Source organism: Nocardioides sp. NPDC023903 (genome assembly GCF_040639295.1).
Classification (GTDB): Bacteria; Actinomycetota; Actinomycetes; order Propionibacteriales; family Nocardioidaceae; genus Nocardioides.
In genome coordinates this window covers 68246-92959 of record NZ_JBEZZS010000008.1, presented here as the reverse complement: position 1 = coordinate 92959, position 24714 = coordinate 68246, and the positions used below count along the sequence as shown (strand labels likewise).

Below are 24714 nucleotides of genomic sequence, written 5' to 3'. Positions count from 1 at the left end.
TCCCTCTCGACTCATGTGCTCGGAACTCGAAAGGGGCAGTGTCGCGAACCGGTGATGCCGCCCGAACCCGTACCTCTCCCGTACCTCTGGGCTACGGAATGCGTACGCGCCGCTCGACGGAATAGGCGCTGTCGCGCCCGTATCCGCCGTCGCCGTAGTCGGTCCCGGTGCCGCCGTAGAGCTTGTCGGCGCCGCCGCTGCCGTAGAGCTTGTCACCACCGGCGTCGCCGAAGAGCTTGTTGGCCGACCCGTTCCCCCTGAGGACGTCGGCGCGCGTGGTTCCGATGACGTTCTCGAACGAGGTGATCTTGTCGTAGCCGGCGTTGGTGCGCTGCCGAGAGGTCGCCGCCAAGGACACGTTGACCCCCACACCACGATCGATGTCTTCGTAGCTGACGGTGTCGACCCCGCTGCCGGCGTCGACGGTGTCGTCACCGTAGCCCGGTCGGATGATGTCGTTCCCGGATCCGCCGACGAGGGTGTTGCGCCCCTCGCTGCCGACGAGTCGGTCCGCATATGAGGTGCCAGTCACGTTCTCGACAGCACGGATTGCGTCTCGGCCGGCGCCCGTGTCCTGACGCGACCATGTCATCAGCGTGACGCGCACGCCCCGATCGACGTTCCCATATGTCACCGTGTCCGACCCGGAGCCACCATCGGCGATGTCGTCCCCGAGACCAGGAACAAGCGTGTCCGCACCCGCACCACCAGAGATCACATTTGCGCCTGCGCTACCGATGAGCCGATCAGCGTAGGAGGAGCCGCTGAGATTCTCGACCTGGCTGACTCGCTCCGTCCCAGAGCCAACGGTGTTCTGAGAGCTGGTGGTCGCCAGTGAAATCGTGACGCCTCCGGACCCCGCATAGGACAACGTGTCGGACCCCGCTCCGCCGACAACGGTGTCGTTGTGGCGACCGGGGTTGACCCGGTCGTCACCACTGCCCGCGTCAATCCGGTCGTCGCCGTCCCCGCCGATGATGGTGTCGGGGCCCGCTCCAGCCACGATCGTGTCGTTGCCGGAGCCACCGGCCAGCTCGTCTCCGAAGGTGCCGTCACCACCCTCGACCCGATCGTTCCCGGCGCCACCGTCCATGGTGTTGTAATCATCGCTGCCGTACATGGCGTCGTCTCCGGCCCCTCCGTACGCCACGAAGCCACTCGCCTTGCCGTGCATCACGTCGTTACCGTCCCCGCCGTGGAGCGTTCCACCTTCCAAGGCACGAAGGGTGTCGTTTCCGTCATCGCCGTACGCCTCGGACCCTCCCCGACCCAGCGCGAGCGTGTCGTTGCCTGGACCTCCTACGACGGTCGCCCTTGACGCCCCGCCGCCGCTCAGATCGTCATCACCCTCGCCCCCGAAAACGTGCTGGTTGCCGTAGTACGCGCCCACGATCGTGTCGTCCCCGTCGTCGCCGTGGAGATGGTTGTCCTCGATTTCTCCGCCGTGCCCGGTGTAGGCGTCTATGACGTCGTGACCGGAATCTCCGTGGACCACATCGTCACCTCGGCCGTCGTTGATGGTGTCGTCTCCATCTCCACCGCCGATCGTGTCACTGCCGTCGTAGCCCTTGATGGTGTCGGCTCCGCCTCCACCACGGATGGTGTCGTTGCCGACGTTGCCTTGGATGGTGTCGTCACCGAGGCCACCGTCGATGGCGTCGTCACCGCCGTCGCCATCGATCGTGTCGACACTGTCGGTGCCGATGATCGCGTCGGCGTGCTTGGTGCCGACCACCGATTCGAACCCGACCATGCTCGCACCCCAGTTGGTCGCGCCGGACGCCATATCGAGTTCGACGCCGGTCACCGACGACGTGAAGTCGATGTCAGGGCGTAGGTCGAGCTCGTCCACCGCGGTGTCAGCAGAACCAGCGTCGATGACATCTCCAGCGGCGTCCACGTCCTTCACCGTGACGTAGTCCGCACCGGCGCCTCCGAGCAGAGTGTCGGCGTCCGCCCCGCCCCTCAGGTCGTCGTCACCGACACCGCCCTCGACGAGGTCCGCACCGCCGTCGCCCTGGAGGGAATCGCCTCCCTCGGCACCATGGAGCCGGTCATCTCCGGCACCGCCGGCCGCGTAGTCGTCGGCAGGACCTCCGAAGAACGTGTCGACACCGTTCTGCCCGTTGAAGGCGCTTCGCGTGGATCCCGCATGGAAAGTGTCGTCGCCGTCACCTCCCTTGGCCGCGAGGAAGGCGGGCCCTGGTTGTTTGCCAGCGTGGATCGTGTCATTTCCAGGACCTGCGTCGAGCGTGTAGAAGTCGCCGCTCATCGTGTCGTTGCCGGCGCCCGCGTTGACACGGTTGCCATAGCGGACATGGATCGTGTCGTCGCCCAGTCCTCCGACGATGTCCGCAGTGCCCTCGCCCAGAACACAGATCGTGTCGTTTCCGCCCAAGGCATCGACGGAGACAGCCGCCGGGACGAAGATCACGTCGTCGCCCTCAGTGGGTGCCTGACCCTCGACGCTCAGGTCGACGGTGACGGGCTTGCCGCCACACTCACCTTCTGCCGCGGCCGCGGAGCCGGCGAGGAGGCCGCCGACGCCGAGGGCGACGGCGGGGACGGACAAGAGCCCGAGGAGGGCGTACGAGGAGGCGCGAGAGCGCATGAGAGAGACCTCACAACGACGAGGGACCGAGGGGTGCCGGCGCCGACCCGAATCATGCGCGGAAAGCGCACGATAGCGCTTTCCTCCGGCCACTGCCTCGGCTTTTGTCCAGCCCGTTCATTCACTGTGTGGAAGACGTATCGCGCATACTGACTCACCGTGCTTGACCTTTCGCGCCGTGCCCTGCTGCTCTGGGCGGCTTCGCTGTTCGCTCTGTGCGCCCTGATCGGGATCGCGGGGATCAACGGGTGGCCGCCGGTCTCGACGATCGACGAGCTCGGCTGGGACGCGACGGAGGTGACCGCGGAGAACAGCTGGATGCTCGATTTCTGGCACATCGTCGAGGTGAGCACCGAGTGGTATCTCGCTGTTGGCGTCGCCCTCCTGGTCGCCGCGGGACTGTTCCGGACCTACATGCGCGCCGCCGTCTACGTGTTCGGCGTAGTGGTGGTCACGCTGGTCGTACGCCGCGCGGTGGTGCTGCTCGTCGACCGGGACCGGCCCGCGTGGCAGCTGGCGTCGTGGTTCCACGAGTCACCGGCGTACCCGTCCGGTCATGCGACCGGGATCGCGGTGCTGGCAGGCGTGATCGCGGTGGTCGTGACGATGTTCGTACGCCGCCGCGGCATCCGCCGCCTGGCCTACACCGGCCTCATCCTGCTGGTCGTGCTCGTCGCTGCCGACCGGGTCTTCCTCGGACGCCACTACCCCTCCGACGTGATCGGTGGGCTCTTCTTCGCCGCGGGCGCCGTCTTCCTCGGCATGGCTCTCTACACACCGCTGCCCGCCTCGCACGCGATCGGGCGCCGGCCGCTCGTCGACTCGGTGCGCGGCAACCGGAAGATCGCGGTCGTCCTCAACCCGATCAAGGTCGAGTCGGTCGAGCACTTCAAGACGATGGTCAACACGATGGCCAAGGAGTCCGGCTGGAAGACGCCGACCTGGTACCTGACCACGGTCGACGACCCGGGCAAGGGGATGGCGCTAGCGGCCCAGGCAGAGGGCGCCGATCTGGTCCTCGTCTGCGGCGGCGACGGCACCGTACGCGAGGTCTGCTCCGCCCTGGCCGGCACCGGCATCGCTGTGGGGATCGTCCCCGGCGGCACCGGCAACCTTCTGGCCCGCAACCTGTCGATCCCGCTCTACATCCGCGCCGCGATCGACGTCGCGCTCACCGGGCAGGACCAGGCCATCGACCTCGTCGAGGTCTCCGGCGACAACCTCGAGGACACCAACTTCCTCGTCATGGCTGGGATGGGGTTCGACGCCGCGATCATGAGCGGCGTCAACGAGGACATCAAGAAGCGGATCGGCTGGATGGCGTACGTCCTCTCCGCCTTCAAGAGCCTGATGTTCCCGGCGATGCGGCTGGAGATCTCCGTCGACGATGGCGAATTCACCAGGCACCGGGCGCGTACGGTCGTGGTCGGCAACGTCGGCTACCTCCAGGCGAACATGCCGCTGCTGCCGGCGGCCGCGCTCGACGACGGCCTCATCGACGTCGTGTTGCTCTATCCGCAGCGGTTCTGGTCCTGGGTCCCGCTCGCGGTCCGGGTGATGAGCAAACGGCCGCGCACCGACAATCTGGTCAACCGGATGACCGGTGCCAGCGTCGTGATCCGGACCAACCACGACCAGCCGCGCCAACTCGACGGCGACACCATCTCCGATGGTCGCGAGCTGCGCATGCAGTGCCTTCCCGGGCGTCTGCTCGTTCGCGTGCCACGCTGAGGACCGGTCCCGATTCGGTCCCGAATTGGACGACACGCAGTGGAGCCGAACGTCCCGAGAATCAGGGCCTAAAGTCCCGGTTTCCGCGTGTTTTCAGAGCGTTTGGCGTCGATTCTCATCTCGATCCGGGGCGACTCGCCGACTCAGATGTCTTGTTGACAAGTAAATGTTCATAAGGTGTCTAACGCGACTCGGCGTGCGCCGAGTCGTCGTCTTCGACCGGGCTCAAGCCTGACTTCGGCCGGCGACGTGGCAAGACCCACACACTGGTCGGAAATCCCCCGCGACCAGTGGTCGACTCCCGGGCCGTCCCACCCGCAGCCCGGGTTTGAAAACCGGCACGCTCGGAACGGTTCCCCCGCCACGCCCGAGCGTGCCGGCGTCGTTTTCCGCCCGGATCAGCCGGATCAGCTCCTGGGCTTCGCCTGCTGCACGGCCTCGGTCTCCTCGGGCGACATCAGCTGCGACGACTTCCAGGCGCTGATGCTCTTCGCGTACGACCTGGCCTCGGTGCGGCCGTGGATCGAGGTGAGCACGACCCCGTCGCCGTTGTCGTCGAGCAGCGCAAGACACCAGCTCAGGTGGCCACCGGCGTCCCCGAAGGCGTCGAAGCGCACCACCGCGAGATGGCGCAGGTTCATCGCGGACTCAGCGCGCAGGGCCGCGACCTCGGCGCGCAGACCGGCGACGTCGGTCGGCAGCGACTCGACGGCTGCAGGGTCGGGGCGACGTACGTCCTTCGTCTTCTGCCAGGCCGCTCCGGCGAAGACCAGAGCGGCGATTGCTGTCAGCAGACTGAGAATTGCAAGAGCGACCACATCGGGCGAATCTAGACTGTCGTTGTGTCCGAGCCACATCGCATCGCCTATCAGGGCGAACCAGGGTCCAACTCACACATGGTGTGCCAGCGGCACTACCCCGAGCTGGAGTCGGTGCCGTGTGCTTCGTTCGAGGACGTCTTTGCGACCGTCGAGGCAGGTGAGGCGTCGCTGGCGATGATCCCGATCGACAACTCGCTGGCCGGGCGAGTGGCCGACATCCACCACTTCCTCCCCGAGTCCAACCTGCACATCATCGCCGAGCACTACCTGCGGATCCGGTTCCACCTGCTCGGCCTCCCGGGCGCTCATCTCGACGGCATCCGTACGGTCCACTCCCACGTCCACGCCCTCGGTCAGTGCCGCAACATCATCCGGGAGCACGGCTTCACGCCTGTCGTCTCCGGTGACACCGCCGGTGCCGCGCGCGAGGTGATCGAGGCCGGCGACCCGTCGATGGCCGCGATCTCTCCGCCGCTGGCCGCCTCGATCTACGGGCTGGACGTGCTCGCCACCGACATCGAGGACGCCGACCACAACACCACCCGCTTCGTGGTGCTCTCGCCGGACTTCATCCAGGCTCCCGCCGACGCGGGTCCGGTGGTGACCTCGTTCATCTTCAACGTACGCAACCTCCCGGCGGCCCTCTACAAGGCGCTCGGCGGCTTCGCGACCAACGGCGTCAACATGACCAAGCTGGAGTCCTACATGGTGGATGGCAAGTTCACCGCCACGCAGTTCCTCGCCGAGGTCGACGGGCACCCGGACCAGCCGGGGCTGAAGCGGGCCCTGGAGGAGCTGGCCTTCTTCACCACCGACGTGAAGCTGCTCGGGGTCTACCCCGCCGACCCGGCGCGGTTCTGAGCGATGGCGGACGAGCCGACCGCTGACCTCGGGTTCGCCCGCGTCGATCTCGACCGGGAGCGCCGCACCGGTGACCCCGAGGTCGTGTATGCCGACGGCAAGACCCCCGACCAGGTCGTCGCGATCCTTCGCCGGCTGCACGAGGCTCATCCCTCGCGCGCGGTCCTGGCCACCCGGGTCTCCGCCGAGGCGGCCGCCCGGGTAGCGGCCGATCTGCCATCGGCGGTCCACGATGCCGAGGCCCGTGCGGTCACGCTCGGGCCGCTGCCGACCCCGCACGGCCGGGTGTGCGTCGTGGCCGCCGGGACCTCCGACGGGCCGGTCGCGGCCGAGGCCGCGCTCGCCTGTCGGGTCCATGGCGCCGGGGTCGAGCGGATCACCGACGTCGGTGTCGCCGGGATCCACCGCCTGATGGCCGTACGCGATCGGCTCGAGGACGCCGACTGCCTGATCGTCGTCGCGGGTATGGAAGGTGCCCTGCCGTCCGTGGTCGGCGGGCTGGTGGGAGTGCCGATGATCGGGGTGCCGACGTCGGTCGGCTACGGCGCCTCCTTCGGTGGGCTCGCCGCGCTGCTGGCGATGCTCAACTCGTGTGCCCCGGGCGTGACCGTGGTCAACATCGACAACGGCTATGGTGCCGGCGTCGCGGCGGCCCGGATCGCACGGCGGGCTCGATGAGCGTCGTCTGGGTCGACGCGTCCTCCGGAGCCTCGGGGGACATGCTGCTCGGCGCACTCATCGGCGCTGGCGTGCCCATCTCGGTGATCGCCTCGGCGGTGGATGCGGTCGCTCCTGAGCCGGTGGATCTCGCTGCGTCGCAAGTGACCCGTAGCGCGCTTGCCGCGACCCGATGCCATGTCGAGATCGCCGACTCGGTCCATCACCGCACCTGGACCGACGTCCGCGTGCTGCTGAACGGCGCCGCACTGGACGGCGCCGTGCGTGATCTGGCGCTGCGGGTCTTCGAGCGGCTGGCTGAGGCCGAGGGCGCCGTTCACGGGATCTCTCCCGAGTCGGTCCACTTCCACGAGGTCGGAGCGCTGGACGCGATCGCCGACGTCGTCGGGGTCTGCGCCGGCTTCGCGCACCTGGGCGCCGGCGAGGTCATGGTCTCGCCCGTCGCGGTCGGGTCGGGCTCGATCCGGGCGGCTCACGGCACCCTCCCGGTGCCGCCGCCGGCCGTGGCGCGGCTGCTCACCGGCGTACCTTCCTTCGCGGGGCCTCCCGGGCATCCCGAGATGGAGCTGTGTACGCCGACCGGCGCTGCCCTCCTCGCCACCCTCGCCACCTCGTGGGGCGACCAGCCACCGATGACGACCCGAGCGATCGGCGTCGGCGCGGGCAGCAGAAACCCGGACGGCTGGTCGAACACTCTGCGCCTGCTGGTCGGTGACGCTGCGGTGCGGCCGGGGGAGGATGCGCCGACCGAGATCGTCATCGAGGCGAACCTCGACGATCTCGAGCCACGACTGATCCCCGGGGCTCTCGACGCCCTTCTGGCGGCCGGCGCGAACGACGCCTGGGTCACGCCGATCCTGATGAAGAAGGGCCGACCGGCCTACACGCTCCACGCGCTCACCCGTCCCGATGCCGCCGAGGCTGTCCGGCGGGTGTTCTTCCGGGAGACATCGACGATCGGCGTACGCGAGCACGAGGTCGTCAAGCACGCCCTGCCCCGCGAGATGCTGACCGTGACCGTCGACGGACATCCAATCGCGGTCAAGGCCGCCCGCCTCGATGACGGGGTCGTCAACCTGCAGCCCGAGTGGGACGACGTCGCCCGCGCCGCCGCCGCGCTCGATCGCCCGGCGATCGACGTACTCGCCGAGGCCAAGGCCGCCGCCCTCGCTCGACCGACATGGCCGGGTGCGACGATAAGGGCCGGACGTAAAGAAACTGGAACGGAACCCTGATGGACATCACCGTCGTCGCGCTGGCCTTCGCCGCGATCTTCGTCGTCGAGCTCCCGGACAAGACGTTCCTGGCGACGCTGGTGCTGTCGACGAAGTATCGGCCGATCTTCGTGTGGCTCGGTGTGGGCGCGGCGTTCGCGGTCCAGACGCTCATCGCGGTGGCGATCGGCGGGGTGGCGACGCTCCTCCCGACCGACCTGATCCACATCGTCGCGGCCCTGCTCTTCCTGGGCGGCGCGGTGTTCCTGTTCATCGAGGGGCGCCGCCACCACGGCACCGCGTCCGAGGACGACGGCAGCGAGTTCGCCGAGAAGGCCAAGGACGTGCGCGGCTTCCGCCAGGTCCTGGCCAGCTTCATGGTCCTCTTCGCGGCCGAGTGGGGAGACCTCTCCCAGCTGCTGAGCGTCTCGCTGGTGGCGCGCTACCACGACCCGGTCTCGGTCTTCATCGGCTCGTGGGCCGCGTTGCTGGCGGTGTCGGGGCTGGCGGTGCTGCTGGGACGTACGTTGCTCCGGTTCATCAAGCTGCACGTCCTGCACTACGTCGGAGCCGTCGTCTGCCTCGTCCTGGGCATCCTGACGTTGGTCGAGGTGTTCGCCTGAGCGGCGTTCGCCTAGGCTGCCCGGCATGGTTGAACTTGGCGCCGACAGCGAGGTCGGACGACTGCGTACGGTAATGCTCCACCGGCCCGGCCGGGAGCTGACCCGGCTGACGCCGCGCAACAACGACAAGCTGCTCTTCGACGGCATTCCGTGGGTGAAGCGCGCACAGGACGAGCACGACGCCTTCGCGGCCGCACTGCGGGATCGCGACGTCGAGGTTCTCTACCTGACCGACCTGCTCACCGAGACCCTCGAGGTGCCCGAGGCGCGGAACCTGGCGCTCGAGAACGTGCTCGGCTCGCTGACCCTCGGGGACACCCTGCGCGACTACCTGAGCGGTGCCCTCGCCGACGCCGGACCGGCCGAGCTGACCGACCACCTGACCGCCGGTATCCGCAACGACGAGGTACGCGGCGGCCACGGTCTGGTCACCAGCCTGCTCGCCCACGACGACTTCCTGATCGACCCGCTCCCCAACCTGCTCTTCACCCGCGACTCGTCGGTGTGGATCCGTGATCGGGCCACGGTCACCTCGCTGGCGATGCCGGCTCGCAAGCGCGAGACCGCGCTCACCGAGCTGATCTACCAGTTCCACCCGCGCTTCAGCGCCAGCCCGCGGCTGCACGGCGCCCACCTGGAGCACGTCGAGGGTGGGGACGTACTCCTCCTGGCTCCCGGTGTCGTCGCGGTCGGGGTCGGCGAGCGCACCACGCCCGCCGGCGCCGAGCGGCTCGCTCGCCAGGTCTTCGCCGAGGAGCTCGCCCACACCGTGCTCGCGGTGCCGATCGCGCAGGAGCGCGCGACGATGCACCTGGACACGATCGCCACGCTGGTGAACACCGACAAGATGGTGATCTACCCGAACGCGGTCGACTCGCTGGTGGCGTACGCAGTGACCCCCGCGGGCGACGACGGCCAGCTGAACATCGCGGCCCCGCGCCCGTTCCTCGAGGTCGCCGCCGAGGCCATGGGCATCAACAAGCTCCACCACATCGACACCGGACTCGACCCGGTGGCCGCCGAGCGCGAGCAGTGGGACGACGGCAACAACACCCTGGCACTGGCGCCGGGCGTGGTCGTGGCCTACGAGCGCAACACGCAGACCAACGGGGCCCTGGAGGCCGCCGGCATCGAGGTCATCGCGATCGCCGGCTCCGAGCTGGGCTCCGGCCGCGGCGGCCCGCGATGCATGAGCTGCCCGATCGCGCGCGACCCGCTGCCCGCATAGGCGACTACACCCGCGGGTAACCCCTGTAGACGAACATCGTTGATCTCTGTAACTGCCGTCACATAGCGGCAGCCACCCCACAGCCGACCCCGAAGGAAACCCTCGTGACCGAGTCGTTCTTCTCCATGTTCACGCCCAAGGAGATCGCGCACATCAGCGCCACCGGCACCCGCGTGCACCTGCCGGAGGGCTGGTCGCCGATCTGGGAGGACACCCCGCCGGACAAGGCCTACATCATCCTCGACGGCACCGTCTCGGTCCGCCGGGACAAGGAGGAGATCGCCCAGTGCGGTCCCGGTGACATCATCGGCGAGGCGGCGATCATGAGGGGCTCGCTGCGCACGGCCTCCATCGTCGCCCTCACCCCGCTCGACCTGATCCACCTCAGCTCCGACAAGCTGCAGCAGCTGTCCGTCGAGATGCCGACGTTCGCGAGGGCGCTGGAGAAGGTCGCCAAGGACAGGTTCGGCTCCTGACGCTCGACGAACAGGCTGACGAGGGCCTCGGCCAGGGACGTAGCCGTGAGGCCGACATCGAGCTGGCCGAGGCGCTCGCCGTGGTCGAGTCCTTCGTCCTCGGCCAGACGCCCACGCTGACCCGGGTCGAGGTGGCGGATGCCGCCGGCGTACCCATGTCGGTCACCGAGGACCTCTGGCACCACCTCGGCTTCCCGCATGCGGGCGAGGACGAGATCGCCTTCACCGACGCCGATGTCGAGGCGCTGCGGATGACGCAGGAGCTCGTACGCCTCGGGGTGCTCAGCGAGGACCGGCAGGCGGCGCTCGTGCGGACCTGGGGACGGTCCTACGCGCGCCTGGCCGAGTGGCAGACGTCGCTGCTGGCCGAGGTCGCCCGGGAGCGGGGTGGCGACGAGGTCGACGACCTGGTCGCCCTGACCGCGCAGGTACTGCCGCTCGTCGAGTCGCTGCAGGACTACGTCTGGCGCCGCCACCTGGTCAGCGCGGCCCGCCGGATGCTCACCGTCGCGGACGCCTCGGCGGTGCCGCTGGCGGTCGGCTTCCTCGACATCGTCGGCTACACCTCCCGCTCCAAGCGGCTCAGCGACAAGGAGCTGGTCGACTGGGTCGAGGAGTTCGAAGACACCTGCTCCGACGTCGTCGTCGAGCACGGCGGACGGGTGATCAAGTATCTCGGCGACGGGGTGTTCTTCACCTTCGAGGACGTCGCCGCCGCTGCCCAGACCGCGCTGGACCTGGCCGCCCTCGGGGAGGATCGCGACAGCGCGTTTCCGCACGTCAGAGCCGGGATATCCTACGGCGATGTGGTGCTCCGGCTCGGCGACGTCTTCGGTCCGACGGTCAACATCGCCGCCCGCCTCACGACCGTGGCCCGGCCCTCGTCGGTGGTCATCGACGAGAACGCCGCCGCCGCGCTCGAGGACGTCGACGGCTTCCAGGTCGAGAAGATGCGGCGTACGAGCGTCAAGGGCTACTCCCGCCTGCAGGCGTTCCGGCTGCGTTCACGGTCCGACTGAACCGGGCCAGGAAAGTCGGGCGCCAGGGGTTGCTCCCCGGCGAGGCTTGATGGCGAAAGGAGGACCAAATGATCGGCACGCTCAACACCCTGGTCGACCTGGTCGAGGCAGAGTTGACCGGCGAGGTGGACGTGGCTCGGGTCGCACGCGACCACGGCACCACCGAGTACCACCTGCGCCGGATGTTCTCGGCGCTGGCCGGGATGCCCCTGTCCGAATACGTACGCCGCCGCCGGATGACCCTGGCAGCGGCCGACCTGGTGGCCGGCGCCCCTGACCTCCTCGAGGTCGCGGTGCGCTACGGCTACGGCTCGACCGAGGCGTTCGGGCGCGCGTTCCGTGCCGTGCACGGTTCGGCTCCGGCCGACGTACGCCGATCCGGTGGTCCGCTACGCACACAACCCACGCTCAGGTTCCGCCTGAGCGTCGAAGGGAGCACCCCGATGGACGTCACCATCAACGACATGCCCGAGCTGCGCCTGGTCGGCCACGCCACCAAGGTCCCGCTGATCTACGAGGGCGTGAACCCGCACATCCAGGCACACATCGCCTCTCTCGCGCCTGAGGAGCATGTTCGGCTCAAGGAGCTCAACGACACCGATCCGCGCGGCATCCTCGCCGTCACCGACTCCCCGTCGCCCGATGCGCCGGAGGGGACGATGATCACCTACCTGCACGGGGTCGCGGTCACGCCGTCGGCCGCAGTGCCCGACGGCCTCGACACCATCACCGTGCCGGCGGGCTCCTGGGCGGTCTTCGCCTCCAGCGGCCCGCACCCGGAGACGCTGCAGCGGCTCTGGGCGGCCACCGCCACCGACTGGTTCCCGTCGAACCCGTGGCGGCTCCGCCCCGGCCCGTCGATCCTGCGCTACCTCGAGCTCACCGAGACGTACGCCTCGTGCGAGCTCTGGTTGCCGGTGGAGCAGTAACAACGCTGGTCGAGCCGCCGGAGCCGCTAGGCGGAGGCGTGTCGAGACCAACACGGTCGAATCGGTCGCCGAAAGGACCGTGTTGGTTTCGACACCGCTCGCTAGCGCTCGCGGGCTCAACCAACGGGGTCAGCGGATGGTGACCTGTCGGTTGGCGAGCCCGGCGCGAGCCGAGCGCACCTCGGGGGTGATCTCGGAGTCGTCGGCGAGGGCCTCGTCGAGCAGCTTCTTGAACGCCACCACCGGCTCCTCGAGCGCCTCCGCGCCGGTGCCGACCGGCAGGTCCCAGACGGGGGCGAGCAGGCCGTGGGCACGGAACATGCCGACGAAACGGGCGTCGGGGACGATCACGTCGTCGCCGGTCACGTGCAGCCGCGCGAGCGCGGTCAACAGGGCGTCCTCGGGCTCGGGCATCACCCAGCGGAGGTGCTCCTTGGAGCCGACCGAGGTCCAGTACGCAGCCTCGACCGACGCCAGTCGCAGCGTCGGCAGCACCGACTCGTTGGCGTGCTCGAGCGCGTGCTCGAAGTCGCCCTTGTCCTCGACGTCGGCGAGCCACCAGTCGAAGCCCTCGTGGACGGTGACGTCCAGAGACGAGTTGGTCACCAGGTCCTGCAGCCGCGGCCCGGGGCCGGGCGCGGTGGTCAGGCCGAAGATGCCGGACTCACCGGCGGCGCGGCTCTCCAGCGCCTGCAGCAGCGCCGCGGCCACGTCGCGCGAGACGTCGCCGTAGTTGTGCTGGACCTGCAGCCCGGCCCAGACCTCGCCCGAGTCGCGCGACATCGCCGGCGCGGCGCCGGGCAGCAAGGTCCCCAGCGTGACGGGGGTCGACTCGAAGCCCTTCACCGTCAGCGACACCGTCGCCGAGGGCACCAGCTCGCGCAGCGCGACCAGGTCGCACTCGCCGGGCAGGCCCTCGAACGGGCGCCCCACGAACGCGCCGCCGGCAGCACCGTGGCACGCCTTGTAGCGCTTGCCGGACCCACACGGGCACGCCGCGCGCGGGTTGGGACCGTCCGTCGGGGCCGCAGCCGCCTGACGGTTCTTGACTCGGGACTTCTTGGCCACGGCCAAACCCTAACCTGCCTGGCACGCGCGCCAGGCAACGCGCCTCAGCGGCCGAGCACCTCCAGCATGAACCCCGGCCGGTCGGTGATGACCGCGTTGACGCCGAGGTCGAGGCAGAGCTTGAGCTGCTCCTCGGTGTTGACGGTGTAGACGTGGAGGTTGCGGCCCTTCGACGCCAGCCGCCGCCCGAGCCTCGGGTGGGCGGTGAGCATCTCGATGCTGGCTCCGAGCCACCAGTCCTCACCGATCGCGTGCCGCAGGAGCGACCAGTTGGCGGCGCGGTCGATGAGCTGGACCAGAGGTACGCCCGGCGCCAGCCGCTCCACCCGCTGCAGCGCCGTGAAGGAGAAGCTCATCACCCGCACCGGACTGCCCGGACCTGCCCAGCCGAAGTCGTTGAGCACGTCGACCAGACGGCCCTCGGTCAGCCCGCCGTAGCGCGTCGGGTGCTTGGTCTCGATCGCCATCTCGACGTGCCGGCCGTAGTCCCGCACGACCCGCAGCAGCCGGTGCAGCGTGAGCACGCCCCGCATGTCCCGGTCCGGCGGCTCGTCCTCCCCGTCCCAGAACCCGTTCTTCCAGGCCGCGAAGTCGATCGCCTGCAGCTCGCCGAGGGTCATCTCCGAGACCAGCCCCCGCGCACCGATACGGCGCAGGTGCCGGTCGTGGACGCAGACGAGATGCCCGTCCATGGTCAGGCGTACGTCGCACTCCAAGGCGTCCGCGCCCGCATCCAGGGCGGCGACGTACGCAGCGAGGGTGTGCTCCGCGATCTCATGACTGGCGCCGCGATGCGCGACGACCTGGGGCCTCATGAGGAGATTGTTGTCCATCGGTCAACCGCGCGGGCGCACGACACGGCGCCGAAAACCGTTACCTCGCAGGCGTACGCGGTCCTAGAACGGCACGACCTCGAGCCGACCGCACCCGACGGAGGCCGCGGGTCGCCGCGCCGACATCACCGCCCGCCGGTCACCCGCAGCGTCGTCGCGGTGACGTACCCGGCCTTCTCGCTCATCAGCCAGGCGACAGCCTCGGCGACCTCGTCGGGTGAGGACGCGCGGCCGATCGGGATCTGGGGCGCCATCCGGGCGATCCGGCCGGGGTCGCCGGTGTTGGCGTGCATGTCGGTCTCGGTGAGCCCGGGGGCGACCGCGACGACCCGGATGCCGAGCGAGGCGACCTCAAGCCCGAGGCCCTTGGTGAGCGCGTCGATCCCGGCCTTCGCGGCGGCGTAGTGGACGTACTCCCCCGGTGATCCCAGCGTGGCGGCGCCGGAGGAGATGTTGACGATCACGCCACCCTCGGCGAGCGCCGACACCGCCGCGCGGGCGACCAGCGTGGGACCGACCAGGTTGACGGCGTACGTCTTCCGGATCTCGTCGGGCGGGGTGTCGACGAGGGGCGCGTAGCGGTAGGTCGCGCCGGCGTTGTTGACCACGCCAGTGACGGGGCCGGCGGCCTCGAAGAGCGAGGCGATCCCGGCGTCGGTGGTGATGTCCGCGGCCACGATCTCGCAGGAGACCCCGAGCGCGCGGATCTCGTCGCGCGTCGCGACAGCAGCAGGTTCGTCGGACAGATATCCGAGCACGAGCGAGTGGCCGTCAGCGGCCAGCAGACGAGCGACAGCGGCACCGATCCCGCGGGTGCCTCCGGTGATGAGAGTACGTTTCACACCCGAAGGGTGTCACGCAGCCTCCACGCCACCAGCGCCAGTGCCAGGACGCCGGCGAGCGCCCATCCGGCGGGGTAGTGCACCGCGGGTTCGTTCCAGCGCTCATGGAAGTAGACCAGGTGTGAGGAGAGCAGGCCGGCGTCGACCGAACGGCCCTCCTGGATGAGTACGCCGATGGCCACCAGCACCGTCAGCAGCGTCTGCATCGCCCAGCCCAGGATCCAGGCGGGCACCCAGGCGACGACATCGACGGCACGGCGTACGGACGTCACGAGCACGGTCACCAGGGCGGCCGCCAGCAGCGCGTCGATGACCGACGACGGCAGCTCGCCGGGGAGCATCCCGTCGAGCCAGAGAGGTACGCAGACCGCCGGCGCGGCCAGCATCGGTGCCCGCAGCACGCACGGCCCGAGGCTCGCGGCGATCCCAGCGGCGAGACCGGCGACCGTCGTGATCGCGGCGATGACGATCAGATGGGTCAGCATCGACGCGTTGGTCGCCGCCGGTCCCGCGGCGAACATCAGCCCCAGGAAGGCAGCGGCCACGACACCGGCGCCGGCGAGCACCGCGCTGAGCAGCCGGCGGTCCGGGCGCAGCCCGGCCGCGAGCCCACCGAGCGCCGCGGCGAGCAGTGTGAACGAGACCAGCTCGGCGACCATCGGGGCGAGCAGAAGCGGCTGCGGCCGGACGAGCTGGGGAAGGAAACCAACGCCCCAACCCGCGGCCGCGATCAGCGGAACCATCCACAGACGAGTCCGTTCAGTCATGTCGACCACGGTGACAGGCGCAAGGTGAGACCAGGCGGCGAGCCGGGGAACACCAGCCCAACGTCAGGTGGCCCGACCGTTGCCGTTCTTCACCAACGTGGGGGGATTTCTAATTGCAGGGCGCCGATCGGGAATACCTGGGTAGGCTCAAGGGACGGACACGTACCCCACGCGTGGAAGAGGTGAGACCGGCATGACCAAAGCACCCCGAAAATTCTGGGCCAGAAGCATCAGTACAGCGGCGCTGACCAGCATCGGGCCTCGGGCCGTTGCCGCCGTCGCGCTGACCGCTGCCTTCGCGGTCCTGGCCCCGAACGAGGCACGCCTCGACACCGGTCATCAGCAGCCTGAGCTTCCCGATCCGGGCGCTCTTCAGGACCCCCTCGGCATCTCCAACGGCCTGGGTGGCGTGAAGAACCTGACCCCGACCGACGCAGTGAGGCTGGCCTCCAACGCCGAGGAGCTGGCGATCCCGCCGGTCGCCCTGGCTGCCTACCAGCGCTCGGCCACCGTGCTCAACGACGCCGACGCCGCCTGCCGCATCGACTGGGCGCTCGTCGCCGCGATCGGCATGGTCGAGAGCAACCACGGTCGCTTCGGCGGCAGCGAGCTCAACTCCAACGGCCTCGCCCTCCCCGCGATCATCGGCCCGCAGCTCAACGGCGCCGGCAACTTCGCGGCGATCCGCGACACCGACAACGGCCTCTACGACCACGACACGGTCTACGACCACGCGGTCGGCCCGATGCAGTTCATCCCCTCCACCTGGACGGTCGTGGGCACCGACGGTGACGGCGACAACCGCCGCGACCCGCAAGACGTCGACGATGCTGCCATCGCCACCGCGGCCTACCTGTGCGCCGGCACCGATGACGTCAGCACCGACTCCGGCGCCCAGTCCGCGGTCTACCGCTACAACCAGAGCGATACGTACGTCGAGGCAGTGCTGAAGATCGCCGACCAGTACCGCAACGGCGAGTTCCCGGGCTCACCGAGCGTGGACGGCGGGTCCCCCTCCTCGATGAGGACCACCGTCTCCGCCCTCCCGCGCACCTCGAACACCGTCGCGCCGAAGTCGGACGACAAGTCCGACGGCGCCACCAAGACTCCGGTTCCTGCGGACTCGGGCGACAACGAGCCCGACCCGTCGACGGAACCCACCACGGACCCGACCTCCGAGCCCACCACGGATCCCGGCAACGGCGAGACCAGCGAGCCGGGCGACCCCACCACGACGCCCACTCCGACGCCCACCCCGACCCCCACGCCGACTCCTACCCCGACTCCCACCCCGACTCCCACCCCGACTCCCACCGACGCCGCAACGGCGGCGACGCTCGCGGAGCCCTGCAAGGTGGCGACGATCGCGGTCTACGGAGAGACGTTCGAGTTGGATGACAAGGTCACCTACGACGCGGTGATCGCCAACTGCATCGCCACATTCGAGCCTGGGACGACCATGCCCGAGCCCATCACGATCAGGGACCACCTCCGCACCCTCTACGGCACCCCGGAGTTCCCCAACCTCAAGGCGCCCACAGCGGAGGACGGAACCACCGCGCCCGACGAGACGGTCGCGGAGTCCCCGACCGCCTCGTCGTCGTAGCGGTCCGGTTCAGCTGACCTTGATCACCGTCTTGCCGAAGTTCTGACCCCGGAGCATCCGGTTGAACGCAGCGGGCGCATTCTGTAGCCCCTCGGTGATGTCCTCGCGATAGCGGAGCTTGCCCTCGGCCAGCCAGCCGGTCGCCTCGGTGAGGAAGGTCTGCTCGTGGTCGCGCACGAACTCGGTCTGGATGAAACCCCTGATCAGCAGGGACTTGTTGAGCACGTGCCGCATCAGACCGGGTGCCCGGTCGGGACCCTCGGGCGCGGCGGTGTCGTTGTAGTGCGCAACGATCCCGCAAACCGGAACCCGGGCGAACTTGTTGAGCCGCGGCAGAACCGCGTTCCAGACGTGTCCGCCGACGTTCTCGAAGTAGACGTCGATCCCGTCGGGGACAGCCGCCTTCAGCTGCTCCTTGAAGTCGGGCGCGCGGTGGTCGAGGGCGGAGTCGAAGCCGAGCTCGTTCAGATGCGCGACCTTCTCCGGCCCACCGGCGATCCCCACGGCGCGGCAGCCGAGGATCTTCGCGATCTGGCCGACCGTGGCACCGACCGGACCGGTCGCCGCCGCCACCACGACGGTCTCGCCCGGCTTCGGCTGCCCGATCTGGGTCAACCCCGCGTACGCCGTGAACCCCGGCATCCCCAGCACGCCGAGTGCGGTGGAGACCGGTGCGAGGGACGGGTCGAGGGGACGGGTGTGCTTGGCCGGCGCAACGGAGAACGCCTGCCAGCCTCCGTACGTCAGCACCACGTCGCCCACCTGCCGCGACGGGTCTTTCGACTCCACCACCTCAGCCACCGTGGCGCCGGGCAGCACGTCGCCCAGGGCGGTCGGCGCGGCGTACGACGGCGCATCGCTCATCCGGCCGCGCATGTAGGGGTCGAGCGAGAGGAATTTCGTACGCAGCAGCACCTCGCCCTCCGCGGGCGTCGGCACCTCGGAGGTGACGATCGAGAAGTCCTCGGCGGTCGGCTCGCCGACCGGGCGAGCGCGGAGCAGGATCTGGGTGTTCGTGTCGGTCATCCCGCAATCGTGCCTCACCGGCGGGCAGGCTTGCTTAATCACAACTAAACCTATTGACTTAGCGCATGAAGCGCCAGGTCGACGTCCACCAGCACCTGTGGCCGCCGGGGCTGGTCGAGGAGCTGCGCCGCCGGCGGCAGCCTCCGTACCTCGACGGCTGGGTGCTCCACCTCGACGGAGAGCCGCCCTACTCGGTCGACCCGGGTGATCACGACCTCACCCGTCGCGCGGCGAAGGAGGACGGGCTCGTCCTGCTGTCGCTCTCCAGCCCGCTGGGGATCGAGTCGCTCGCCCCGACCGAGGCGCACGGGCTGCTCGACGCCTGGCACGGCTTCGCCGACGACCTGCCCGCCGACTACGGGCTGTGGGCTGCGCCCGCGCTCGTCGAACCGGACCTCGACGGCCTCGCGAAGACCCTCGCGCACGACCGCGTCCACGGCCTCCAGGTCCCGGCGACCGCCCTGGCCACCCCGTCCGCGCTCGAGACCCTGGCTCCGGTCCTCGCCACGGCCCAGCAGGCCGACCTGCCAGTCCTCGTGCACCCGGGACCCGCCGACCCGGGCCCAGCGGGCGACGTGCCCGGATGGTGGCCCGCCCTCACCTCGTACGTCGCCCAGCAGAGCGCCGCGTGGCACTCCTGGCACGTCGCCGGGCGGTCGCTGTTGCCGACCCTGCGGATCGCGTTCGTGGGGCTGGCCGGACTCGCGCCGCTCCACCACGAGCGCCTCGCACAACGCGGCGGGGACCTCGGTGCGATCGACCGGCACGTCTACTACGAGACCTCGTCGTACGGCACCCAGGCGATCGATGCGATGTCGCGCGTGGTCGGCGTGGACCCACTGGTGAACGGCTCGGACCGGCCCTACGCCGAGCCGACCGATTTCGGCCGAAGCGGAGCCCGAGGCAATCAGTCCGGCCTCGGCGAGGCCCTGAGCCAGGCGATCTTCGTCGCCAACCCGCACCACCTGCTCACCGGAGGAGACCGATGACCATCACCGAACCGATCGCGGACACCGTTCTGGGCGCCGCGGAACTGCCCGGTCTGCCGGGACGTACGCTCACGCCTGGCGAGCTCCGTGCCTGGGTCGACGAGCTCGCCGCACACCCCGAGCGGTGGGAGCACCTCGTGCGCCACGACACCGGTGGTCGCCACTACGTCTCGCTCTATCGGGACAAGGACATCGACGTCTGGCTGCTGTGCTGGAACACCGTCGACGACACCGGCTGGCACGACCACGACATCTCTTCGGGCGCGGTCGCGGTGACCCACGGATCGGTCTTCGAGCAGCAGCCGAGGTTCGGCGGCGAGCCCGTGCAACGGGAGGTCGGCGCGGGCCGCAGCTTCGGCTTCGGCCCCGACCACATCCACCGGATGAGCGGTGCGGTCGACGGCTCGGTCTCGATCCACGCCTACTCGCCGCCGCTGTGGCGGATGGGTCAGTACGCGATCAGCGACGACGGCGTGATGCGCCGCGTCTCGGTCTCCTACGCCGACGAGCTGCGCCCGCTGGAGGACTGAACGACCTGCAGGGCCCGGTTGACCGGCAGACCCGGACGGATGTGGCACATTTCAAGCATCGAGAACCCAGGCTCGGACACCGAACCCGACTTTCCTTTTCTGTTTAACATCTTCGGTTCCTTCGCCTGATCTGGCAGGCTGAGGATCTTGTGCAACGGCGTCCGCAGGTGAAGAACGACAGACAGGAGCGGGCTGTGATCGAGTTCGAGGGCGTGACCAAACGCTATCCGGACGGCACCGTTGCGGTGGACGACCTCTCCTTGACGGTCGAGACCGGGCAGATCACCGTGTTCGTCGGGCCGTCGGGATGCGGCAAGACGACCGCACTGCGGATGATCAACCGGATGATCGAGCCGAGCTCCGGCCGGATCCTGATCGACGGTGACGACGTCACCAGCCGCCCGGAGGCACAGCTGCGGCGCGAGATCGGCTACGTGATCCAGGGCGCCGGGCTCTTCCCGCACCGCACGGTGCTCGACAACGTCGCGACCGTCCCGATCCTGCAGGGCATCTCCCGCCGGGAGGCCCGCACGAGCGCCCTCGACCTGCTCGAGCGCGTCGGGCTCGCCGCCAACCTCGGCGAGCGCTACCCGGCCCAGCTCTCGGGCGGCCAGCAGCAGCGCGTCGGCGTAGCCCGGGCGCTCGCGGCCGACCCGCCGGTGCTGCTCATGGACGAGCCGTTCTCCGCCGTCGACCCGGTCGTACGCGACGACCTCCAGCAGGAGCTGCTCAGACTCCAGGGCGAGCTCGGCAAGACGATCGTCCTAGTCACCCACGACATCGACGAGGCGATCCGTCTCGGCGACAAGGTCGCCGTCTTCGCCCAAGGCGCCCGCCTGGCCCAGTACGCGCCGCCTGCCGACCTCCTCGCCGCCCCGGCCGACGACTTCGTCGCCTCACTCGTCGGTCGCGACCGCGGCTTCCGTGGCCTCGGGTTCGCTGACGGGAGCGCGGTCGCGCTCAAACCCATCGACCACAGCGTCGACGGGCTCACCCTCGAGGTCGACCGCGACGGCCGACCGCTGGGCTGGCGCGGTTCCGACGGGCTGCTGCCGACCGAGGGCACCTTCAGCGACGGCGCCAACCTGCGTACGGTCACCGACCTGGTCATCCTCTCGCCGGCCGGCGCCGCGATCCGGGTCGACGCCGCGGGTCGAGCCGACGGGCTGGTCCTGCTCGAGGACCTGGCCGGCAGCGTACGTTCGCAGCAGCGGGAGCGCCTGGCGGCCCTGGCCTCCGCGGAGGAGGCCGGGTGAGCGACATCTGGCGCTATCTCGAGACGAACATGGACGACGTCCTCACGGCGCTCGTCCAGCACATCTGGCTCGCTCTGATTCCGGTGGCGATCGCCTTCGTCCTGGCCCTGCCGCTGGGCGCCCTGGTCCATCGCTACGTCCCGGCACGCCACATCGCGCTCACCGCCGGCAGCGTGATCTACACCGTCCCGTCGCTGGCGCTGCTCCTGCTGCTCCCGGGCGTCCTCGGCACCAGCGTCCTCGACCCGATCAACGTGGTCATCGCGCTGACCCTCTACTCGCTCGCCCTGCTCGTCCGCACGACCGCCGACGGTCTCGACGCGGTCGACACCACCGTCCTCCAGGCCGCCACCGCGATGGGCTATCGGCCCGTACGCCGCTGGTTCACGGTCCAGCTGCCGCTGGCGATGCCGGTGATCCTGACCGGCTTGCGGGTGGCGACCGTGGCCAACGTGAGCATGGTCAGCATCGCGGCCCTGATCGGTATCGGCGGTCTCGGACAGCTCTTCACCCGGGGGTTCCAGCTCGGCTTCTACCTGCCGCCGATCATCATCGGCCTGGTCCTCTCCGTCGCCCTCGCCGTCATCGCCGACGTCCTCATCGTCGTACTCCAGCGCGGGCTCACCCCGTGGGCGAGAGCGGGTGCGCGATGAGTCTCGACTATCTGCTCGACGCCGCCAACTGGTCGCTGACCAGCCCCGACGGCTTCCCACAGCGCATCCTCGAGCACCTCGGCTACACCGTCCTCGCCCTGGCGATCGCGGCCGTGATCGCGTTCCCGATCGGCCTGCTGATCGGCCACACCGGCCGTGGCGCGCTGATCGCCATCAACCTCGGCAACGCCGGCCGCGCGCTGCCGACCCTCGGCGTACTCATGCTCGCCCTCGGCCTCGTCGGGATCGGTCTGGTCCCGGTCACGATCGCCCTGGTCGTGCTCGCCATTCCGCCCATCCTCGCCACGACGTACGCCGGCATCCAGGCCGTCGCCGACGAGACCGTCGACGCGGCGCGAGGTGTCGGCATGACCGAGGCACAGATCGCTTGGCGCGTCGAGGTCCCGATCGCGCTGCCGATCATCATCGGTGGCCTGCGCAACGCGTCGCTCCAGGTGGTCTCGACCGCGACCATCGCTGCGTACGTCGGTCTCGGCGGCCTCGGCCGCTACCTCTTCGACGGGCTCGCGACGCTCCAGTACGACATGGTGGTCGCCGGCGCGATCGTGCTCGCCGTGCTCGCGGTCGCGATCGACCTGGCGCTCGCGGGCGCGCAGCGACTCCTCGTCTCGCCCGGGGTCGACGGCCGCGAGGCCGGCAACCGCCCGACCACCCTCCGCCCCGAACCCGCCGGCCAACCCGCTGGCGCCGGCTGACCAATCCAGCAACCCGAGAGGTATCTCAATGTCCCGCCGAATCCGCACCACCGCGTACCTGTTCGCGACGCTCGCCGTGGCAGGCACCCTCACCGCCTGCGGCGGTGACCCGCTCGACTCGGGATCGGACTCCGACTCGGGCGGCGGCACGATCGTCGTCGGCTCGGCCAACTTCCCCGAGAGCGAGCTGCTCATGGAGATGTACGCCCAGGCTCTCGAGGCCGAGGGCGTCAAGGTCGAGACCAAGCCCAACATCGGGTCCCGCGAGGTCTACATGGAGGCCTTCAAGAGCGGCGACATCGACCTGCTGCCGGAGTACAACGGCGCCCTGCTCGCCTACCTGAAGCCGGACGGCGTCCCGGAAGACGTCTCGGCCCCCGAGGACGTCTACGAGGCGCTCCAGGACGTACTGCCCGAGGGCAGCGAGACCCTGCCGCAGTCGGAGGCGGAGGACAAGGACACTCTCACCGTCTCCAAGGAGACGGCCGACAAGTACTCCCTGAAGAGCATCGAGGACCTGGCTCCGGTCGCGAAGGACCTCTCGCTCGGCGGTGCCCCGGAGTTCAAGGAGCGCCACCAGGGCCTGGTCGGTCTCGAGGAGGTCTACGGAGTCACGTTCAAGGAGTTCAAGCCGCTCGACGCCGGCGGCCCGCTGACGACCAGCGCGCTGGCGAAGGGCGACATCGACGTCGCCAACGTCTTCTCTACCGACTCGGCGATCCCCACCAACGGCTGGGTCAGCCTGGAGGACCCGGAGAACCTCTTCCTCTCCCAGAACGTCGTCCCGCTGATCCGCTCCGAGGCGCTCAGCAGCGACGCCGAGACCGCGCTCAACTCGGTCTCCGAGGCGCTGACCACCGCCAACCTCACCGAGGCGCTCGCCAAGGTCCAGGTCGACAAGGCCGCCCCGGCCACGGTCGCCAAGGAGTTCCTCGCCGAGAACGGCGTCAGCTGAGCGCTGAGCCCAGCCCGCTCCGGTAGGTCAGAAGTCCCTCGAGCCCTCGTAGGAACGTCTCCCCGACCGGGGCGGGATCGGTCAGACAGCCGGCCGCCATCGCACCGTCTCGCAACATGACGAAGTGGCGGCCGGCGAACTCCGAATCAGGCTTCCCCGTCGCCGCGAAGAGCTCGGTCATCGTGGCCAGGAACCACTGCCGGTGCTCCAGCACCGCCTGATGGACCACGTGTTCCGGGTCCGGATATTCGGCCGCGGCGTTGAGGAACGCGCAACCTCGGAACCCCTCGCTCTGGATGTCCGCAGCGATCGAGCGGCCGACGGTGCGGATGAGCTCGTCGGGGTCGTCGACCTCTGATTGGGCGGCATCGACGCGCGCCCGGATCGCCTCGTCGGCCTGCGTCAGGTACGCCACGACGAGGTCGTCCTTGCTCCGGAAATGCCGATAGAGCGTTGCCCGCGTGACCTGCGCTTCGGCGATCACGCGATCCACTCCGACCGAGTGCAGACCCTCGGTGTAGAAGAGCCGACTCGCCGTGCTGAGCAGTCGGTCCCGGGCCTCAGACATCTGTCACTTCCTCTCGTTCTCGTTGTCTCGAAGGTAGCAGACAGAACGATCGGTCTTGCATTTGCAGAGCGGCTGGTGCAGACTCTCGATCCAGGTAGAACGATCGTTCTGTCTCCCAGCTTGATCCATGAAAGGGATCTGATGTCCACCTCCGTCGAGACCGGTCATTCCGGCACACTGAGCGCCCCGCCCCGCGTACTGCCGAAGCTCTACTTCTTCCGCTTCGGGTTCGCGATCGTCTGGGCCGTACTCGTCGCCCTCACCGCCACGACGCTCAACGCCGCGAGCATCGCGCTGCTGGTGATCTACCCGCTGTTCGACGTGGTGGCCGCCGTGGTCGACCACCGCACCTCAGGCGCCAACGGCCCACGCGTCCTGCTCTACGTCAACATGGCGCTCAGCCTGCTCACCGCTGTCGGCGTCGCCGTCGCCGCAACCTCGGGGATCCCGGGCATCCTGCGGGTGTGGGGCGCCTGGGCGATCACCGCCGGGCTGGTCCAGCTGTTCGTCGCGGTGAGGCGCTACCGACTCGGTGGCCAGTGGGCGATGATCCTCAGCGGCGGGATCTCGACCTTCGCCGGAACCGGCTTCATCCTGATGGCCGCCGGCCCGAAGGCGTCGCTCACCGGCCTCGCGGGCTACGCGACATTGGGCGGCATCTTCTTCCTGATTTCTGCCCTCCGACTGCGCCAGCGCGCGGGTAAGGTCAACTGA

General features: G+C 69.4%; 25 protein-coding genes. 17 read left to right on the top strand and 8 right to left on the bottom strand.

From position 1 onward, the window contains the following. Positions 1 to 91: 91 nt before the first annotated feature. Positions 92 to 2611 carry a calcium-binding protein gene (locus AB0F44_RS11535; protein WP_357355480.1) on the bottom strand — a complete coding sequence of 840 codons (2520 nt, stop codon included), beginning with the start codon at positions 2609 to 2611 and terminating at the stop codon, positions 92 to 94. Between the two features lie 159 nt (positions 2612 to 2770). Here AB0F44_RS11535 and AB0F44_RS11530 point away from each other — a divergent pair, with 159 nt between their 5' ends. Next, positions 2771 to 4342, top strand: coding sequence for a diacylglycerol kinase family protein (locus tag AB0F44_RS11530; RefSeq protein ID WP_357355478.1), 1572 nt, complete (start codon positions 2771 to 2773; stop codon positions 4340 to 4342). A gap of 407 nt (positions 4343 to 4749) precedes the next feature. On the opposite strand, the gene AB0F44_RS11525 is transcribed toward AB0F44_RS11530, so the two are convergent. Then, the gene (locus tag AB0F44_RS11525; RefSeq protein ID WP_357355476.1) at positions 4750 to 5160 is read right to left on the bottom strand and encodes a DUF4446 family protein; all 411 of its coding nucleotides are present in this window, start codon (positions 5158 to 5160) and stop codon (positions 4750 to 4752) included. 24 nt (positions 5161 to 5184) lie between these two features. Between AB0F44_RS11525 and AB0F44_RS11520 the strand changes: the two genes are divergently transcribed. The 8 genes from AB0F44_RS11520 to AB0F44_RS11485 all read left to right on the top strand — a co-directional run bounded on the left by AB0F44_RS11520 (position 5185) and on the right by AB0F44_RS11485 (position 12191). Beyond that, positions 5185 to 6024, top strand: a complete 840-nt coding sequence (locus AB0F44_RS11520; RefSeq protein WP_350662908.1) for a prephenate dehydratase — start codon at positions 5185 to 5187, stop codon at positions 6022 to 6024. A 3-nt stretch (positions 6025 to 6027) separates the two neighbouring features. Further along, entirely contained in the window at positions 6028 to 6702 is a 675-nt protein-coding gene (gene larB / locus AB0F44_RS11515; protein ID WP_357355474.1) for a nickel pincer cofactor biosynthesis protein LarB, read from the top strand. After that, complete coding sequence (gene larC / locus AB0F44_RS11510) at positions 6699 to 7937, top strand: nickel pincer cofactor biosynthesis protein LarC (RefSeq protein ID WP_357355472.1); 1239 nt, start codon at positions 6699 to 6701, stop codon at positions 7935 to 7937. Before larB ends, larC begins: the two co-directional genes overlap by 4 nt. After that, positions 7937 to 8539: a TMEM165/GDT1 family protein gene (locus AB0F44_RS11505; protein ID WP_355018704.1), complete on the top strand. Its 603-nt coding sequence runs from the start codon at positions 7937 to 7939 to the stop codon at positions 8537 to 8539. The genes larC and AB0F44_RS11505 overlap by 1 nt, the downstream gene beginning before the upstream one ends. Positions 8540 to 8564: 25 nt before the next feature. After that, complete coding sequence (locus AB0F44_RS11500; protein ID WP_357355470.1) at positions 8565 to 9767, top strand: arginine deiminase; 1203 nt, start codon at positions 8565 to 8567, stop codon at positions 9765 to 9767. Positions 9768 to 9871: 104 nt separating this feature from the next. Further along, positions 9872 to 10243, top strand: a complete 372-nt coding sequence (locus tag AB0F44_RS11495; protein ID WP_350662897.1) for a cyclic nucleotide-binding domain-containing protein — start codon at positions 9872 to 9874, stop codon at positions 10241 to 10243. 80 nt (positions 10244 to 10323) lie between these two features. Then, positions 10324 to 11262, top strand: a complete 939-nt coding sequence (locus AB0F44_RS11490) for an adenylate/guanylate cyclase domain-containing protein (RefSeq protein ID WP_357355468.1) — start codon at positions 10324 to 10326, stop codon at positions 11260 to 11262. 68 nt (positions 11263 to 11330) lie between these two features. Beyond that, positions 11331 to 12191 (top strand): AraC family transcriptional regulator, encoded by an 861-nt coding sequence (locus tag AB0F44_RS11485; RefSeq protein ID WP_357355466.1) that lies wholly within the window; start codon positions 11331 to 11333, stop codon positions 12189 to 12191. A gap of 129 nt (positions 12192 to 12320) precedes the next feature. Here the strand turns inward: AB0F44_RS11485 and AB0F44_RS11480 are convergent, their stop codons facing one another. The 4 genes from AB0F44_RS11480 to AB0F44_RS11465 form a co-directional block, all read right to left on the bottom strand. Then, positions 12321 to 13259, bottom strand: a complete 939-nt coding sequence (locus tag AB0F44_RS11480; RefSeq protein WP_357355464.1) for a DUF5926 family protein — start codon at positions 13257 to 13259, stop codon at positions 12321 to 12323. A 44-nt stretch (positions 13260 to 13303) separates the two neighbouring features. Next, the gene (locus AB0F44_RS11475; protein WP_357355462.1) at positions 13304 to 14074 is read right to left on the bottom strand and encodes a glycerophosphodiester phosphodiesterase family protein; all 771 of its coding nucleotides are present in this window, start codon (positions 14072 to 14074) and stop codon (positions 13304 to 13306) included. A gap of 143 nt (positions 14075 to 14217) precedes the next feature. After that, positions 14218 to 14934: an SDR family oxidoreductase gene (locus AB0F44_RS11470; protein ID WP_357355460.1), complete on the bottom strand. Its 717-nt coding sequence runs from the start codon at positions 14932 to 14934 to the stop codon at positions 14218 to 14220. After that, positions 14931 to 15701 (bottom strand): hypothetical protein, encoded by a 771-nt coding sequence (locus tag AB0F44_RS11465; protein WP_357355458.1) that lies wholly within the window; start codon positions 15699 to 15701, stop codon positions 14931 to 14933. Before AB0F44_RS11465 ends, AB0F44_RS11470 begins: the two co-directional genes overlap by 4 nt. Before the next feature lie 193 nt (positions 15702 to 15894). Between AB0F44_RS11465 and AB0F44_RS11460 the strand changes: the two genes are divergently transcribed. Next, positions 15895 to 17307, top strand: coding sequence for a lytic transglycosylase domain-containing protein (locus tag AB0F44_RS11460; RefSeq protein WP_357355456.1), 1413 nt, complete (start codon positions 15895 to 15897; stop codon positions 17305 to 17307). 9 nt (positions 17308 to 17316) lie between these two features. On the opposite strand, the gene AB0F44_RS11455 is transcribed toward AB0F44_RS11460, so the two are convergent. Further along, positions 17317 to 18333 (bottom strand): NADP-dependent oxidoreductase, encoded by a 1017-nt coding sequence (locus tag AB0F44_RS11455; RefSeq protein ID WP_357355454.1) that lies wholly within the window; start codon positions 18331 to 18333, stop codon positions 17317 to 17319. A 65-nt stretch (positions 18334 to 18398) separates the two neighbouring features. Between AB0F44_RS11455 and AB0F44_RS11450 the strand changes: the two genes are divergently transcribed. The 6 genes from AB0F44_RS11450 (at position 18399) to AB0F44_RS11425 (ending at position 23432) form a co-directional block, all read left to right on the top strand. Next, on the top strand, positions 18399 to 19322 hold the full coding sequence (locus AB0F44_RS11450) for an amidohydrolase (protein ID WP_357355452.1): 924 nt from the start codon (positions 18399 to 18401) through the stop codon (positions 19320 to 19322). Then, positions 19319 to 19852 (top strand): cysteine dioxygenase family protein, encoded by a 534-nt coding sequence (locus AB0F44_RS11445; RefSeq protein WP_357355450.1) that lies wholly within the window; start codon positions 19319 to 19321, stop codon positions 19850 to 19852. The genes AB0F44_RS11450 and AB0F44_RS11445 overlap by 4 nt, the downstream gene beginning before the upstream one ends. Before the next feature lie 194 nt (positions 19853 to 20046). Next, complete coding sequence (locus AB0F44_RS11440; protein ID WP_357355448.1) at positions 20047 to 21108, top strand: ABC transporter ATP-binding protein; 1062 nt, start codon at positions 20047 to 20049, stop codon at positions 21106 to 21108. Next, positions 21105 to 21761, top strand: coding sequence for an ABC transporter permease (locus AB0F44_RS11435; protein WP_357355446.1), 657 nt, complete (start codon positions 21105 to 21107; stop codon positions 21759 to 21761). The genes AB0F44_RS11440 and AB0F44_RS11435 overlap by 4 nt, the downstream gene beginning before the upstream one ends. Then, positions 21758 to 22477, top strand: coding sequence for an ABC transporter permease (locus AB0F44_RS11430; protein WP_357355444.1), 720 nt, complete (start codon positions 21758 to 21760; stop codon positions 22475 to 22477). The genes AB0F44_RS11435 and AB0F44_RS11430 overlap by 4 nt, the downstream gene beginning before the upstream one ends. Positions 22478 to 22505: 28 nt before the next feature. Beyond that, on the top strand, positions 22506 to 23432 hold the full coding sequence (locus AB0F44_RS11425) for an ABC transporter substrate-binding protein (protein ID WP_357355442.1): 927 nt from the start codon (positions 22506 to 22508) through the stop codon (positions 23430 to 23432). Here the strand turns inward: AB0F44_RS11425 and AB0F44_RS11420 are convergent. Further along, positions 23425 to 24000: a TetR/AcrR family transcriptional regulator gene (locus AB0F44_RS11420; RefSeq protein WP_357355440.1), complete on the bottom strand. Its 576-nt coding sequence runs from the start codon at positions 23998 to 24000 to the stop codon at positions 23425 to 23427. The two genes, AB0F44_RS11425 and AB0F44_RS11420, sit on opposite strands and share 8 nt — an antisense overlap. 141 nt (positions 24001 to 24141) lie before the next feature. On the opposite strand from AB0F44_RS11420, the gene AB0F44_RS11415 reads away from it, so the two are divergent. After that, positions 24142 to 24714, top strand: a complete 573-nt coding sequence (locus AB0F44_RS11415) for a hypothetical protein (protein ID WP_357355438.1) — start codon at positions 24142 to 24144, stop codon at positions 24712 to 24714.

Coding starts and splice junctions, on each gene's coding strand:
- AB0F44_RS11535 (WP_357355480.1), bottom strand. CDS start 2,611: ATGCGCTCTCGCGCCTCCTCGTACGCCCTCCTCGGGCTCTTGTCCGTC.
- larB (WP_357355474.1), top strand. CDS start 6,028: ATGGCGGACGAGCCGACCGCTGACCTCGGGTTCGCCCGCGTCGATCTC.
- larC (WP_357355472.1), top strand. CDS start 6,699: ATGAGCGTCGTCTGGGTCGACGCGTCCTCCGGAGCCTCGGGGGACATG.
- AB0F44_RS11505 (WP_355018704.1), top strand. CDS start 7,937: ATGGACATCACCGTCGTCGCGCTGGCCTTCGCCGCGATCTTCGTCGTC.
- AB0F44_RS11500 (WP_357355470.1), top strand. CDS start 8,565: ATGGTTGAACTTGGCGCCGACAGCGAGGTCGGACGACTGCGTACGGTA.
- AB0F44_RS11485 (WP_357355466.1), top strand. CDS start 11,331: ATGATCGGCACGCTCAACACCCTGGTCGACCTGGTCGAGGCAGAGTTG.
- AB0F44_RS11475 (WP_357355462.1), bottom strand. CDS start 14,074: ATGAGGCCCCAGGTCGTCGCGCATCGCGGCGCCAGTCATGAGATCGCG.
- AB0F44_RS11465 (WP_357355458.1), bottom strand. CDS start 15,701: ATGACTGAACGGACTCGTCTGTGGATGGTTCCGCTGATCGCGGCCGCG.
- AB0F44_RS11460 (WP_357355456.1), top strand. CDS start 15,895: ATGACCAAAGCACCCCGAAAATTCTGGGCCAGAAGCATCAGTACAGCG.
- AB0F44_RS11455 (WP_357355454.1), bottom strand. CDS start 18,333: ATGACCGACACGAACACCCAGATCCTGCTCCGCGCTCGCCCGGTCGGC.
- AB0F44_RS11450 (WP_357355452.1), top strand. CDS start 18,399: ATGAAGCGCCAGGTCGACGTCCACCAGCACCTGTGGCCGCCGGGGCTG.
- AB0F44_RS11445 (WP_357355450.1), top strand. CDS start 19,319: ATGACCATCACCGAACCGATCGCGGACACCGTTCTGGGCGCCGCGGAA.
- AB0F44_RS11430 (WP_357355444.1), top strand. CDS start 21,758: ATGAGTCTCGACTATCTGCTCGACGCCGCCAACTGGTCGCTGACCAGC.
- AB0F44_RS11425 (WP_357355442.1), top strand. CDS start 22,506: ATGTCCCGCCGAATCCGCACCACCGCGTACCTGTTCGCGACGCTCGCC.
- AB0F44_RS11420 (WP_357355440.1), bottom strand. CDS start 24,000: ATGTCTGAGGCCCGGGACCGACTGCTCAGCACGGCGAGTCGGCTCTTC.
- AB0F44_RS11415 (WP_357355438.1), top strand. CDS start 24,142: ATGTCCACCTCCGTCGAGACCGGTCATTCCGGCACACTGAGCGCCCCG.